This is a genomic window from Colwellia sp. PAMC 20917 (assembly GCF_001767295.1).
GTDB lineage: Bacteria > Pseudomonadota > Gammaproteobacteria > Enterobacterales > Alteromonadaceae > Colwellia_A.
This window is the reverse complement of sequence record NZ_CP014944.1, coordinates 859823-875828: the sequence shown is the minus strand read 5'-3', so window position 1 is coordinate 875828 and position 16006 is coordinate 859823. Positions and strand designations below refer to the sequence as shown.

The following is a 16006-nucleotide window of genomic DNA, read 5'->3' as shown; positions in this document are numbered from 1 at the left end:
TAGTAGGGCAGGGTAATGCAAGAATAGCGGCATCAATTTCATCGCCACTTACCTTTTCAACAAGTCTATGTGATTGCTCTTCAATAATTTTTAATTGAAAATGTTAAACTAGTCATTATGTAAAATAGAACATTATCTTCAATTTAATCAACTATTCAATTCTCCTTATTGTTCTTATGCTAACGATGACATTTTATAAACCCATTATTATAAAAAAGGACTGCACATGTTTAATAAAACCCTTCCGATTGCTGCGGCAATCTCTGTTGCTTTATCTGCAATGGTAATACCTACAACTGCATTCGCGGCCAATGAAGCAAAAACCAATCAGTTTTGGTGGCCAGATATGTTAAATCTTAGCCCCTTACGCCAGCATAGCGCTGAATCTAATCCATACGGCGAACAATTCAATTATGCTGAAGAATTTGCCAGTCTTGATTTAACCCAACTTAAAAAAGATATTCAAACCACACTGACTGACTCAAAATCTTGGTGGCCTGCAGATTGGGGGCATTACGGCCCATTAATGATCCGCATGGCTTGGCACAGTGCTGGTGTGTATAGAGTACATGACGGGCGCGGCGGTTCGTCGGGTGGGCAACAACGTTTTGAACCCCTTAATAGTTGGCCTGATAATGCTAACTTAGATAAAGCGCGTCGATTATTATGGCCTGTTAAACAAAAATATGGTCGTAAAATTTCTTGGGCTGATTTGATGGTGCTTTCGGGCAATGTAGCGCTAGAATCGATGGGTTTTAAAACCTTTGGTTTTGCTGGTGGCAGAACGGATGATTGGGAACCTGATTTAGTTTATTGGGGATCTGAAACGACCATGCTTACTGATAAACGTCGCGATAAAAAGGGTAAATTGAAAGGCCCTCTTGCTGCAGTAGAAATGGGCTTGATTTATGTTAATCCAGAAGGGCCCCATGGTAAACCTGATCCTCTCTTAGCTGCTCAAGACATCAGAATGTCATTTGGTCGTATGGCGATGAATGATGAAGAAATTGTTGCTTTAAGCGCTGGTGGTCATACTTTTGGTAAGGCACATGGAGCGAAAAAACCCAGTGATTGTGTTGGTGCAGAGCCCGCAGCCGCTGATATTGAAGCACAAGGTTTAGGCTGGAAAAACAAATGTGACAGCGGTGTTGGCGCAGATACGATAACCAGTGGCTTAGAAGGTGCTTGGACAACGACACCAACACAATGGTCAACGAATTACTTAGACAACCTAATGAACTTCAACTGGGTTCTAACGAAAAGCCCTGCTGGAGCTAAACAGTGGACACCTGAAAACAAAGCTGCGGTTAACTTAGTGCCGGATGCCCATATCCCTAATAAACGTAATGCACCCATTATGTTTACTACAGATCTTGCTCTAAAAGAAGACCCTGAGTTTCGTAAAATTGTTGAACGTTTTAGAGCAGAGCCTGAAGCATTTGAAAAAGCTTTTGCTCGAGCTTGGTTTAAATTAACACATCGTGATATGGGGCCTCGTGCAAGATACGTGGGCAGTGAAGTGCCCAGTGAAGTGCTAACATGGCAAGACCCTATTCCTGCGGTCAACTATCAACTGGTTACCAAGCAAGATATTGCTGAGCTGAAAAAGCAAATAACACAGTCAGGTTTAACCACTGCTGAGTTAGTGAGAACGGCTTGGGCTTCAGCGTCGAGTCATCGTGTTACGGATATGCGCGGCGGTGCTAATGGTGCTCGCATTAAACTTGAGCCACAAAATAGTTGGACGGTTAATAATCCTGCTGAACTTAATAAAGTATTAACAACACTTGAAGTTATTCAAGCTAAATACAATAAGCAATCGGCTAAAAGGCAAGTATCGCTAGCAGACTTAATCGTACTAGGTGGCGCAGCAGCTATTGAAAGTGCAGCCAAAAAAGCAGACACAACAGTAGCTGTGCCCTTTATGCCTGGCCGTGCTGATGCAACACAAGCACAAACCGATGTTAAATCATTTAATTATTTAGCACCAAAAGCGGATGGCTTTCGTAATTTTTATACGGATGAAAGTTACCTATCGCCAACAGAGATGTTAGTGGATAAAGCCAATTCTCTTGGTTTAAATGTCCCTGAAATGACGGTATTGGTTGGCGGTATGCGAGCACTTGATGCAAACTATGATGGTTCATCTTTTGGGGTGTTCACAAATACTCCTGGTGTCTTAACGAATGATTTCTTTGTAAATTTATTAGATATGTCTACCGTGTGGACTAAAGATGAATCTACAGCTGGAATTTATATCGGTGCTGACCGCGCTTCAGGCAAGGTAAAGTGGCAAGCGACACCGGTTGATCTTATCTTTGGCTCGAGCTCTGAATTAAGAGCCATTGCCGAAGTGTATGCCTCAGATGATGCTGACAAAAAGTTTATTAATGACTTTATTAAAGCTTGGGTTAAAGTGATGCAACTAGACCGCTTTGATTTAAAGTAAGCTTGATTTTTTTTAAACTATATCGCTAATACAGCTCAGGCTGTATTAGCTTTTTTTGGCAATAACCTCTCATTCAAAACCTGGGTTAAAGTGATGCAACTAGACCGCTTTGATTTAAAGTAAGCTTGATTTTTTTAAACTATATCGCTAATACAGCTCAGGCTGTATTAGCTTTTTTTGGCAATAACCTCTCATTCAAAACCTGGGTTAAAGTGATGCAATTAGACCGCTTTGATTTAAAGTAAGCTTGTTTTTCGCACTATATTGCTAATACGGCTCAGGCTGTATTAGCTTTTTTAGCAATAACATCTTATAAAAAAGGTAAAGTCTCCAACAGACTTTACCTTTACATACGAGTTTTAGGTTAACAGACTATAAGTAGGTTTTTAAAAAGCTTAAGTACTTATTAGATGCTTCAATGCGATTAGCTTTTTTACTAAAGCCGTGACCTTCATCGTCAAAGACCAAATAGTCAACGAAAGTTCCACCGCTTCGAATAGACTCAACCATTTCATCACTTTCAATTTTTAATACTCTAGGGTCATTTTTACCTTGTACAACAAGTACCGGACTTTTAACTTTATCACCAAAGAATACCGGAGAAATACTGCGTAAACGTTCTCTGTCTGTACTAGGATCACCTAACTCATCATAAAGCGACTGTCTAAATGCCTCCCAGTAGGGTGGAATACTTTCTAGCGTTCTGACCCAATTAGTGACACCAAAGATATTGACACCGACAGTAAACTCATCGGTAAATGCCATTGCGGCCATGGTTAAATAGCCACCGTAACTGCCGCCAATAACCCCTATTCTATCTTTGTCGACCCAATCTAAAGTCTGTAAATAATATTTATTATAGACAACATCTTTTAAATCATGGTCACCGTGCTTCTTATCATCTAAATGAAAGAAGGTTTTACCGTAGCCACTTGAACCACGGTTATTTATTCTAAAAATAGCGTAGCCGTTATTGACCAAATGCTGAATGGTAGCGGAATAACCTTTACGACTTTGACCTCCAGGGCCTCCATGTATCCAGACTAAAGCGGGGACTTTTTCTGTAGCGGCTTGTTTAGGTTTATATAAAATCCCAGGAATTTCTAAACCATCAAAACTTTTAAAGCGGATAATTTCACCAACAACTAAGTTCTCTTCAATAATATTAGGATTACCTGTGTTAGTTAAGCGCTTAATACGCTTTGATCCTAATTGATGAACATAGAGGTTAGACGGGGACGTATCTGAATTGATATAAAAAATAACTAGATTGGCATCAGCTGAAAAGTTTACGCCACGTAAATCGCCACTGGGCAATTTAGGAAGTATTAACGGTTGCTTTATCTTCAGGTCCATAATTTCTATTTTAGTTTGCGCATCAGCATTAACACCAGTGACTTGATAACGGCCATCTTTAGAGAAGTAAGTGAAACTAACGTCCCAATCTGCAGCGTAGTTTAGTGCTTGTGTTTTTGCTTTTATATCATAAGCCCAAGCCTGTTTATATTCGCCAAATTCGTCTGTTGAATATATCAGTCGCTTACTATCACGAGTAAAAGTGTAGGCACTGTGTTCAACATCACCTTGATGCTCAGCTATAAGTGTAGTTAACTCGTCTGCTTTATTTAAGTCGGCTAAATATAAGTTGGAGTCTGCATTGCTATTCGTTTTGCTCAAAGCAATATACTGACCATTTGGGCTGATAGTTTCGACTGAATAGCCGGCAGCATTTTGATAAATAAGCTCCCTTGAATAATCATCATTTTGATAACGGTATACATCAAAAAACTTAGGGTCCCTTTCATTAGAGGCAACAAAAAACTGTTTATTATCTTCATGCCAACCAACAAAATAAGCTTTTAAGTCTTTACCTGGGGTAAGGTCTTTTATGCTGCCTGATAATTCTCTTACATATAAATGATCTAATTCGTCACCGCCCTTGTCTGCGGTATAAAGAATCCTGTCGTCTTTAGGAAACCAACTTACTGCAAAAACAGCGTCAACTGTTGACTGAGTTAACTGTATTGGGGCTGAGCCATCGAGTGGCATTTTGTAGGCATTAAAAATACCTGTTTTATCATTACTGATCAAAACCGCACTGGCATCAGCATTAATTGATGAGCCAGAGACTGAGGTTGTTTTAAAGAACTCTTCTGCGCTATAGGTCTCAAAGACAGGTTTTTCTTCTTCGATAACGGCTTGTTTAGCTACTTCTTCTGCGGGTTTAGAACAGCCAAAGAGTAATAGACCTGTGCAAATTATTGTAATCAATAGCGGAAACTTTATCATGGGTGAAATCCTTTTGTTGCGATGATCAAGAAACTAAGTCAGTTGCTTGTTTTTTGTTCTACACCAGTATAGTGCATAACATAAAGATCATAGATACGTTAATCAATGATGACAAAGTAGTAAAAATATAAACGTCAACAAGCGACATTTAATCATATGAATTTTACTTTATTTAACGCGTCATAACATGACACCTAAGCAATCGATTGATATTAGCTATGCCAAACAAGACAACTAATTTATTGATTTTCCTAGCCATCAATAGGGTATCTCGTATACCTTAGTAGTATTGAAAATACTGATGAGAAATAACCTTGCAACCCATTATTCAAATCACAGATGTTAACAAAGTATATGCGGGTGGTTTTCAAGCACTTAATAATATTAATTTATCAATAAAACCTGCTGAAATCTTTGCCTTGCTAGGACCAAACGGCGCAGGTAAAACTACACTGATCAGTGCTATTTGCGGCATCGTTGATGCCACTTCTGGGCAAATCACCGTTGATGGTAAAGATATCGTCACCGGTTACCGACATACACGAAGTCTTATTGGCTTAGTACCACAAGAGTTAACCACTGACGCCTTTGAAACTGTATGGACAACAGTTTCATTTAGTCGAGGTTTATTTGGCAAAAAACCGAATCCAGCTTTTATAGAAAAAACGCTAAAATCATTATCACTCTGGGATAAAAAAGATAACAAGATGATTGAGTTATCCGGTGGTATGAAACGACGAGTGATGATAGCTAAAGCGCTCTCTCATGAACCTGCTATTTTGTTTTTAGATGAACCAACCGCAGGTGTTGATGTAGAGCTGCGCAAAGATATGTGGCAACTGGTTAGAGAATTACGCAACGACGGTGTCACCATTATTTTAACGACACATTATATTGAAGAGGCTGAGGAAATAGCCGACCGTATTGGTGTGATTAAAAATGGCCAGCTCATTTTAGTGGAAGATAAAATAGCGTTAATGAACCAATTGGGTAAAAAGCAATTGATCCTCGATTTAAAAGAACCGTTAATTGAAATGCCTGAGCAATTGACTGATTTTAATTTACAGCTACAAAATGAAGGGATGCAATTAATTTATAGTTATGACACTACCAATGAACACACAGGAATATCTGCTTTACTTCAGCAATTGTCATTAGCGGGTATTGCCTTTAAAGATATCAAAACAGATCAAAGTTCGTTAGAAGATATATTTGTTTCATTAGTAAGGGAAAAAACATGAATCGTTATGCTGTTGCGGCTATTTACAAGTTTGAAATGGCCAGGACTAAACGTACTATTTTTCAAAGTATTATTTCTCCAGTGATTTCGACGTCACTTTATTTTGTTGTTTTTGGTTCTGCCATTGGCTCTCGAATCACTGAAATAGATGGTGTGAGCTACGGTGCTTTTATTGTACCTGGGTTAATTATGCTCTCGTTATTAACACAAAGTATTTCCAACGCCTCATTTGGTATTTATTTTCCTAAATTTACCGGCACTATTTATGAACTACTTTCTGCGCCGGTATCTTCCTTTGAGGTGCTGCTCGGTTATGTCGGTGCGGCAGCGACAAAATCAATTTTGCTTGCATTGATTATTCTGGCAACAGCGCATTTCTTTGTGCCTCTGGAAATAGCCCATCCATTTTGGATGTTGTTCTTTTTAGTGATGACCGCTATAACCTTTAGTTTATTTGGTTTTATTATTGGCATCTGGGCAGATAATTTTGAGAAACTACAAGTGATCCCACTTATTGTTATTACGCCTTTGGTTTTCTTAGGAGGTACTTTTTATTCTGTCAGTATGTTGCCGCCGTTTTGGCAAACAGTAACGCAATTTAACCCGGTTTTTTATTTGATTAGTGGCTTTCGATGGAGTTTTTATGAAGTGGCTGACGTAAGTTTACTAACCAGCTTTTTTGTGATGAGTGGCTTTTTAGCTTTTTGTTTATTAGCGGTTACTTGGATATTTAAAAGTGGTTATCAGATAAAACAATAATAGAGATAGGCTGTTTAAACTGTTTAATTAAAAGTTACTAAAGGCTTTGTCCATTATGTACGACCTTTAGTGCTTTTCTTAGGCGATAAAATATAGGGTTACTTTGCCAATTAACAATACGGTTAAGCCAAATCCTATATTCAACACGAGTTCACTCTTGAGTAACATTTTTAGTGTTTTCATAAAATTTCTCCTCTTATTCAAATAACTTTATTCTCTCCTCAAAATTAACCATTATGAATAAATAATGTCGAGCAGATATTATTAAGTAGTACGAGATGTGTAGGGCGATGGTTTACCGAAATCGGCGAAAATCCCCACCGCTTGCGGTGAGGGATGGATAGCCGAGATTGCATAGCAATCTAATGCGGCCTATCTTGCTGCTCGATGTATTGCTTAAGAACCTCTATCGGCGCTCCGCCGACAGAGCATGCATAATAACCAGAGCTCCAAAGTGCATTCTACCTCCAAGCTACCTGATTTAACTGCGGAAACCACAACTTCATCTCTCGACCTGTAATACTTTTTAAAACATTAACTAATCGTGAAATTGAAATAGAAAGCAGGTAAGAGATAATCATGTGAACATGATCTGACTCCCCATTAAACTCAACGAATTCTGACTTTAGTTTTAAACATTCTCTTTTTATTATAAAGTCCATTTTATCTAACATCTCGCTCGTAAACTTCCGCTCACGATATTTAGTAACAAATATAATGTGAGCTTGAATTAAATACGAAGAATGAGCGCTCTTTTTATATTTCATACAGACACTTATTGACACTGGTGATTTATGGCTGTGTTGTCTTTCGGTGTTGGTGAGCTATACTCAATGTACTGAAACCCAATAACGGTAGGTGCAAGATGGCTTCCAAGCAGTTTCAAAATATACTACATCACGTTACCAATCTAAACTACTTCCAACTTAAAAAACTTCGTCATGAAGTTGAATCAAATATTTCCAATAACCAAGTGGGTCAAGCCATTGCCGACCATGAAGAAACAATATCTCATTGTCCTCATTGCGATTCACATGAATTAAACCGTTGGGGCATGACAAAGCAAGGAATTCAACGTTTTAAGTGCAAGTCATGCTGTAAAACTTTTAATGCACTTGCTGATTCACCACTTTATCGCATGAGAAAGGCTGATAAATGGATTGAGTACACTAAATTGATGTGGGAAGGTGTGTCTCTTAGAAAATCAGCTAAAGCCTTAAACATAACACTTAGAACATCTTTTCGATGGCGACACATATTTATCAAAGCCCCTGCTAGCTTTAATCCGTCAGAACTAACGGGTGTGATTGAAGCTGATGAAACATTTTTACCAGAATCCTTTAAGGGCAAGAGACAAATCGAGCGCAAATCACGTAAACGAGGTGGAGGCAAAATTAAGCAAGTGCCTATTTTTATTGCGCTTGATCGCAGTGGAGTTGTTTCACACAAGGTACTAGCTCGCAATACAAAAGAGAATATTCAAGCTCAATTAAAACCACTTTTATCATCAGGCTCAGTGCTTTGTACCGATGGTAATTTATCCTATAAAGGTATTGCCGAAGAATTAGATGTTGATCATAAACGGCTAATATAGCTTGATAATCAACGAGTAATTGAGGGGAACTATCATATTCAAACGTTGAATAATTACATGAAACGATGGAAAGGTTGGTTGAAACGATTTAATGGCATAGGTACTGACTACATTGAGAATTATTTGAGTTGGTTTAGGTTTATGGAGGATAACAAAGAATATTCAGATCAAACGTGGATAAAAGAGGCTTTATAAAATGAATTCTCGCTTACCCACACTTAATTACAACACAGCCTTATTTATACAGTATAGTCGTCATTATGAGTTTAATCAGCGTTTCGAAATTTAATATCGGTCAGACAACACCTTTGCAAACAGAGTTGCGAAGAGAGTCAGCTCGCCTTTGGAACGATATGGTTAAACTGCACAAATTCATCCGAAAACGCCGATGGAAGTGGCCTTTTAGAGGTGATTTTGAAAAGCACTTTAAAAGTAAGTACCGACTTCATAGCCAGACAAACCAGGCGCTTATTAAAAAGTTCTTTGCTAACATCGAAACAACCTCAGAGAATCGAAAAGCTGGCGATAAAAAAGCTCGTTATCCGTACCGTGACAGGAAGCACTTCCAGGTAGTAATGTACAAGGCTTCGGCGATAAAAAGAAAAGGTAACCGCGTCATTCTTTCAAACGGACTTGGAGTTAAAAAACTCATCGTTCGCATTCCAAAAGATATACCCATTGGTAAAATCACAGGAGCGGAGCTTAGTTTTCGGGAGCTTAGGCTCACGATAAAGCAAGATATCAAAACCATTAAGTCAGCTGGCAGCAACGTAGTTGCTGCTGACTTAGGTGTAATTCATCTTGCAGCGATGACCGATGGCGAAACGTCGGAGATCATAGTTGGTCGCGGTCTTCGCTCGTTAATTCAGTATAGAAACAAGAAGCTCGCTGAATTCTCAAGACTGCTTTCAAAATGCAAGAAAGGGTCTAGACGGAGCCGAAAATTACGAGTAGCAAAAGCTAAAATGCTGTTCAGAAATGACAATCAGCAGCGCAATCTTCTCCATCATGCATCCAAGCAAATGATAGATTATTGCGTGAAACAACAAGCAGGTATGCTTGTTGTGGGCGATTGCATCAATATGAGTAAGAATGCTCGGAAAAAGAAGAAAGGCTCAAGACGTTCAAATCAAATGAACAGCAACAATCCCCTTGGGCAGCTACTCACCTATCTTAAATACAAAGGTAAATTCCAAGGTGTAGAGCTTGATAAAATAGGAGAGCAGTACACCACTCAGACTTGCCCGAAATGCGGTCATAGACACAAACCTTCGGGGCGCAATTACCAGTGTAAAAATCCAGAATGTGATTTCATTGGAGTGCGGGATTTGGTCGGTTCGGCCAACATTAAAAATAAATTCGAGAACGGTAGAATAGAAAAAGGATACCTTCTCCCGCCACTTGTGGCAAAGTATCGCAGACCTGTAAAAGTCCCTGTAATAAGGCTGAACTGCGTAGTCCATCTGACAGATGGCATGTTGCTTGATAACACCCTTGATGCGGCTCAGGCACTTTCGAGTGCAGGTGGTAAAACACCGTCTGAGCTATTTCACGTGGCCTGATCAAGAATCCTCACCGCTTGCGGTGCAGGAGCTGTCAAATCGCTAGATTCTGTTTTTTTTGTGGGGATTAAAAGGGGGTATTTAAAAGTTACTAAAGGCTTTGTCCATTATGTACGACCTTTAGTGCTTTTCTTAGGCGATAAAATATAGGGTTATTTTGCCAATTAACAATACGGTTAAGCCAAATCCTATATTCAACACGAGTTCACTCTTGAGTAACATTTTTGATATTTTCATAAAACCTCTCCGCTTATTCAAATAAGTCTATTAAAACGAGATAAAAGGGCTTAGCAACGTAAACTATAACCCTTTTTATTTTACTAACAATTAATGTAAAACTTAGCTAATTAAAACACAAGCTAAGTTTTATTTTTTTATCAACACTATTCATTATGACCGAAAGTAATATTATCAAAATAGCTTACGGTATCTGCAGCTCTGCCGTCAGTAAATTCAGGGAAAACTATCACCGAGTCAATATTAATGGTTTCAGCCATACCAATACGGCTAGAAAAGTCAAAAGTAAGCTCTTCCCATTCATTGATTTTAGTATTAGGTACTTTGATTTCTGCTTGTGCCGCAGCGCCTACAGAGAACTTTAATGCCACATCACTGATAACAGACTTATAAACCATTATTTTAACAATGCTATTGGTTGCATCCATCGTAAAGGGTGTTGTATTAGCCGCTGTTGTTTCAGTACCAGCCCATGGCTGACCTGTCATTCTAGCGGTAAACATAGCAACTGTTGCTGAGTCATTCACTGTCGATGAAGCCGGGTTAGCAACAAATTCGAGTGCCGGATTATCATCATTTTCAAATACCGCCCAAACAAAATCACTGCCTAAACCTGTGGCTTCAAAGTCATATGGAGTTCCAACGGCAACAAAGTTACCTGCAGAGACTTCTTCAGCAGCAGGGGTGGTAAAATCATCAAAGTAGAAAGTCCAGTTAGCGGCATCGCTCGCGGCATCGCCCATCACGCCATTATCAAAAATTAGGGTAAGTCTGGTTTCACTTGTACTGGTTGCGCCAGTAAAATCAAAGTTCAACTCTTCCCATCCTGAACCAGTATGGTTTGCTGTTCTTTCTGCATCCATATCGTCAAATTTAACTAATACAGGTACAGCACGCGAAGCCCAAACTTTCATGGTAATCATGCTATTAGCTGGAATTGCCGCCGGTGTAGCCAATGTCATGGTTGACCCCCCCCAAGTTTGACCCGCAGATTTAGTCATTTGACCCACTTGAGCGCTGGTATTAATACCCGTTGCATCTGGGTTGGCTAGCACAACGGCTGCGCCTCCATCAAAATCATTAAAGGTGTAGCTTTGTGGGTCGGCTTCAAAATCAGTGGTACTTGTAGAGCCATCACCTACGACTTCTTTTTCAGCGGTTGCAGGTGTTGTTATATCGTCATAATAAAAGGTCCAATCTGCGGCGTTTCCTTCTGCGTCGCCCATAGTGCCTAAATCAAATATTACCGTAACGCTGTCTAAGGCGCCGGTTACATCATCTGCAAAATCGTAACTAAGATTTTCCCAGCCAGTGCCTGCATGATTTATTGATATTTCTTTATTAATGCCTTCAAGTTTAAATAACACAGGTACTGCACGCGCCGACCAAACTTTCATTGTGAAGGTGTTATCTTCCGCAGCTAAGGTTAATGCTGTAGGCAAGGTTAATGTACTGCCTCCCCAAGGTTGTCCAGCCAATTTTTGCATTTCTACGACTTGGTTGCTGGTATTTATGCCCATTGCTTGTGGATTAGCCATCACAGTTGACATGCCACCATCAAAATTATTGAAAGCATAGGTCTCTGCAGCACCTTCAAATGCAACCATATTACGGGTGTTTTCAACTGCAGCAACGGTAATGGTAAAGGTTTGCATTGTATCTACAGTGCCATCATTCACTGTTAAGGTGATTTCTGTAGCAGCAACATCACCCGATGCCGGTGTGCCTGATAATATGCCTGTACTGTCATCAAACGTTAACCAAGAAAGCGCGCCTGGGACGGTCGTTGACATTGTCAATGTATCGCTGTCAGCATCGGTTGCCATAAGTGTGTAGGAATATGACTCACCAACAGTAGCACTTGTAACGCCAGTACTTGTAATAACAGCAGCATTGTTAGCTTGTGCTGCAACAGTGACTGAAACAGTAAACGATTGAGTGATTTCATCAGTGCCATCACTTACGGTTAAGGTAATTGCCGTATCTCCGGCATCACTATCCGCTGGCGTACCCGTTAAGCTTCCGGTTGCACTATCAAACGTTAGCCAAGCGGGTAAATTTGTGGCTGACATTGTTAAAGTGTCACCATCGGCATCGGCAGCGACTAGTGAGTAGCTATAAGTGGAACCTGATTCAATTGTTGTGACCGCTGTGCTGCTAATGGTTGGTGCGGAGTTAACTTCTATAACGTCAGCAACTTTGTCATCGCTTGAACTTCCCCCACATGCAGATAAAGCTAAACCTAGGCTTAGGACGATTATGTTTTTGTTGAAGCTTTTTTTATTTTTTATATTAGTCATTTAGATCCCCTATTAACTGTTCAATTGTCATTTGATTATTTGCAGCATTTGCAATATAAAACCAAGCTTGTGTCGTTATACTTAGGTTTGTATATAGTGCAGTGCTGCTTAGTTGAAGGTACTCACTTGGCTAATTAAATTGCCAAACTTGTTCTTCTTTTATTATTTTATGATGCATTTCTAGTTAAATTTAACTGAGATTAATCGTAGAAAAGCCAAAAATAAACTACAGTAAAAAGTGATACAAACAATCAGGAAACGGTGAGTCGTCCCTAATTTCATGGTCAAGTGGGTTTTTATTAGATGCGCACTAAAGTTGAGCTTTTATTGAACACTCTGGGTTTAAAATGTACGAATCATTAGTGTAAGGAGATAAATAATAGCTTTTATCCACTAATTGTTAGCGGTGTTTTGCAGGTGATGGGCGATTTTATCGTGCAATCACCCCTTAAAATAATACGGAGCATTTATTAGTGTGATGGCAAGAGGCTAAGGTTTAATACTTATCAACTGGGTGTTTTTTAGTATTAATTATTAAAAGCTAATAGGTAAAGAGAGCACTGAGCTTAGTCTTCATCATATTATATAGATGATGACTCACCTTTCTTTAAGGTTGTATTCGCTTTTTAAGACAAAACCCAAGTAAAGCGGTAATTATAAAAGCCAAAAAGGTCATCAAAAAAAATCGTTCACCCCTGTTTTGTCCATTTCAACTTTGCCCTATCCCATCTGACCGTATTTAAATGCTAATTAGTAAATCGTTGTGCTAAAAGATATTTAGTTAATAACAGTATTTTGTTTACGATTGTATTTGTATTCACGTGAGCTTTGTAGATAAAAGTAGCGTATAGGCATTATAAAAATGATTATAAATATTTGATTTGGATATCTCTAGGGGAGAAGACATGAAAACTAAAAGCAGTGTTAAATTTAAAACACAAGGCTTGGCCGCGTTAATAGGGCTAACGGTTACGTTAGGACTTGCTGGCTGTGGTGGTGCAGCCACCGAAACTAAAGCAGATATTATTGATCCACAACAACCTGTCTCTGATTGGAAAATGGTGTGGAATGATGAGTTTGATGCAAGCACAATAAACAGTCAAAACTGGACGCATGAAGTTAACTGTGACGGTGGTGGTAACCAAGAGAAACAATGTTACACCGACAGCGCTGAAAACTCATATATACAAGACGGTATATTAAACATTGTAGCCTTACCCGCAGCCGAAGGCGCCGCTTTACCTTACACATCAGCACGCATGATGACGCGTTACAAAGCCGATTTTAAATATGGACGCATGGAAATGCGCGCTAAAGCGCCTTCAGGACAAGGTAGCTGGCCAGCATTTTGGATGATGCCTACTGATGAAGAGTATGGCGAATGGCCACGTTCGGGTGAAATTGATATCTTTGAATCAGTTAACTTAGGTGTAGCGAGAGAAGACGGTACCGCAGAAAACCATGTTTACGGAACACTTCATTATGGTAAAAGTTGGCCTAACAATTCTCAATCAGGACAAGCTTATAGCCTAGCGAGTGGTGCTAACCCCGCTGATGACTTTCACACTTACGCCATTGAGTGGCAAGAAGGTGAAATTCGCTGGTACATGGATGACCATTTATATGCAACACAGCGACAATCCAAAATTCGCTACAACTCTAAAGATGAAGCGGTAGGCCTATCACATCGAGGTTGGTTTACTGAATACTACGACCAATTATCGGGTGAATTAAAAACCTATTGGAGCAAGGCTCCTTACGACAAAGAATTTTACTTAGTACTTAACTTTGCTGTTGGTGGCACTTGGCCTGAAAATGTTAATGACTTAGGTGTTGATGCCACAGCTTTTGGTGCAGATAACAAATTTGAAATTGACTATGTACGTGTTTTCCAGTGTCAGCAAAATATTGATACCGGTAAAGGCTGTGAAACAGTAAGACCTGGTTACGATAGCTTAGAAGATGGTCTTGTTGAAGGTAAAGCACCAGTTCCATTGCCTCCAAGTGATGGTGTTGCTAAAAACCTAGATATCTTTAACGGAACTTTAAATGCTAACTGGATTGCTTGGGATTGTTGTGGTGGTACTTCACCTGCAATTATCGCTGATGCCGATAAAGGCGATGCTGTTCAATTTAATATTAATGATAACAATGGCACCGTATTAGGTTTTTCAACGCGAGGCGGACATTTTGGAGATGATTTTTCTGGCGAGTCTAGCCCATTTGATGCATCACCATTGGTTGATTTAAATGGTACTTTGTCATTTGAAATGAAAGTGGTTACCCCGCCATCTTCTGCGACTACTTGGTTATTAAAAGTCGAAGCCGGTGACGGCGGACCTAATACTGGCGATGTTGCGCTTAACACCAGTAATGAAGGTGCAGATCCTGTTGTGGGTCAATGGCAAACTTATACATTCCCATTATCAGTTTTACAAGACGCAGGTCTAGATCTTAGTGCAATTGATGTGGTGATGATATTCCCAGCTTGGCAAACAGGCGAAGGCGCTGAATACTTAATTACTAATATCGCGATTGAAGGTGACGTTGGCGGAGCGCCTGAATTAGTGGTCTTTACCGATGACGAAAATCCAAGCTGGCCAATGTGGGATTGTTGTGGTGGTTCTATGCCAACGGTTGAGTTAGATGATGATGCTCACGGTAACGTAGCTGAATTTTCTATCGGTGGTCAGCCAACGGTAATGGGCTTTATTTCAAGAGCTGATAACACAGATTCACCTGCGCCATTTGATGCCTCTGCGATTCTTTCTAACGGTGTAATTCAATTTGAAATGAAAGTAACGGCTATGCCTGGTGATGCGCCTTGGATGTTTAAAGTTGAAGCAGACAATAATGCTACTTTCGCAGAACTTACCTTAACTGACTCTGTTGAAGGTGTTTCACCTGCTCTAGATCAATGGCAAACCTATACTTTTAACTTATCTGCTTTAGCAAATGCTGGTTTAGATGTCAGTGCGATTGATGTCTTAATGGTATTCCCTGCATGGGGTGCTGGCGAAGGTGCTATTTACCGTTTAGATAACGTTAAAATTTATGACCCAACAGCAACAACTGTTAACAATGATGTTTTATTTGCTGATGCACCTGCTACAGGTTGGTCAATGTGGGATTGTTGTGGTGGCACAACACCAACACTTGAAAACGATGATACCGCGCATGGCGTAACGGCTGAATATGTTATTGGTTCACAGCCAACGGTTGTTGGGCTTGATGCTGAAGATGGCGTTTTTGTTGATGCATCAGGTATCTTAGCCAACGGTGTGGTGAAATTTGATGTTAAAGTTGTTACACCACCAAACGATGCGGCGAGTGTTTGGATGTTTAAAATCGAGTCAAATAAAGCCGATACTTTTGCAGAGCTTCCTTTAACAGGCAGCACAGAAGGAAAAGCACCGACTACGGGTGAATGGCAAACCTACACATTCCCACTGCAAACATTATTTGATGCGGGTTTGGATATTAGTCAGATAGATGTATTAATGATTTTCCCTGCTTGGGGAACTGGAGAAGGGGCTGTTTTTCGTCTGGACAATGTGATGATAACGGCACTATAAC

The 16006-nt window shown here is 39.8% G+C and carries 7 protein-coding genes and 2 pseudogenes; 6 read left to right on the top strand and 3 right to left on the bottom strand.

All coding sequences use genetic code 11. The features are described from left to right. Positions 1–226: 226 nt before the first annotated feature. Positions 227–2449, top strand: coding sequence for a catalase/peroxidase HPI (gene katG, locus A3Q34_RS03745; RefSeq protein WP_070374128.1), 2223 nt, complete (start codon positions 227–229; stop codon positions 2447–2449). 372 nt (positions 2450–2821) lie between these two features. Here the strand turns inward: katG and A3Q34_RS03740 are convergent, their stop codons facing one another. Beyond that, complete coding sequence (locus A3Q34_RS03740) at positions 2822–4738, bottom strand: S9 family peptidase (protein WP_070374127.1); 1917 nt, start codon at positions 4736–4738, stop codon at positions 2822–2824. Between the two features lie 314 nt (positions 4739–5052). Here A3Q34_RS03740 and A3Q34_RS03735 point away from each other — a divergent pair, with 314 nt between their 5' ends. Both A3Q34_RS03735 and A3Q34_RS03730 read left to right on the top strand, forming a co-directional pair. Beyond that, positions 5053–5979 carry an ABC transporter ATP-binding protein gene (locus tag A3Q34_RS03735; RefSeq protein ID WP_070374126.1) on the top strand — a complete coding sequence of 309 codons (927 nt, stop codon included), beginning with the start codon at positions 5053–5055 and terminating at the stop codon, positions 5977–5979. Further along, positions 5976–6737, top strand: a complete 762-nt coding sequence (locus tag A3Q34_RS03730) for an ABC transporter permease (protein ID WP_070374125.1) — start codon at positions 5976–5978, stop codon at positions 6735–6737. Before A3Q34_RS03735 ends, A3Q34_RS03730 begins: the two co-directional genes overlap by 4 nt. A 362-nt stretch (positions 6738–7099) precedes the next feature. Here A3Q34_RS03730 and tnpA read toward each other — a convergent pair. Next, positions 7100–7504 (bottom strand): annotated as a pseudogene (gene tnpA, locus A3Q34_RS21205) (IS200/IS605 family transposase). A 98-nt stretch (positions 7505–7602) separates the two neighbouring features. On the opposite strand from tnpA, the pseudogene A3Q34_RS19970 reads away from it, so the two are divergent. Beyond that, a pseudogene (locus A3Q34_RS19970) lies at positions 7603–8526 on the top strand (IS1595 family transposase). Between the two features lie 65 nt (positions 8527–8591). Next, on the top strand, positions 8592–9893 hold the full coding sequence (locus tag A3Q34_RS03715) for an RNA-guided endonuclease InsQ/TnpB family protein (protein WP_083277885.1): 1302 nt from the start codon (positions 8592–8594) through the stop codon (positions 9891–9893). A gap of 383 nt (positions 9894–10276) precedes the next feature. Here the strand turns inward: A3Q34_RS03715 and A3Q34_RS03710 are convergent, their stop codons facing one another. Next, positions 10277–12430 (bottom strand): putative Ig domain-containing protein, encoded by a 2154-nt coding sequence (locus tag A3Q34_RS03710; protein ID WP_070374123.1) that lies wholly within the window; start codon positions 12428–12430, stop codon positions 10277–10279. Between the two features lie 905 nt (positions 12431–13335). Here A3Q34_RS03710 and A3Q34_RS03705 point away from each other — a divergent pair. Next, a complete protein-coding gene (locus A3Q34_RS03705; protein ID WP_083277884.1) occupies positions 13336–16005 on the top strand; it encodes a glycoside hydrolase family 16 protein in 2670 nt (889 codons plus the stop codon). Position 16006: the final 1 nt, after the last annotated feature.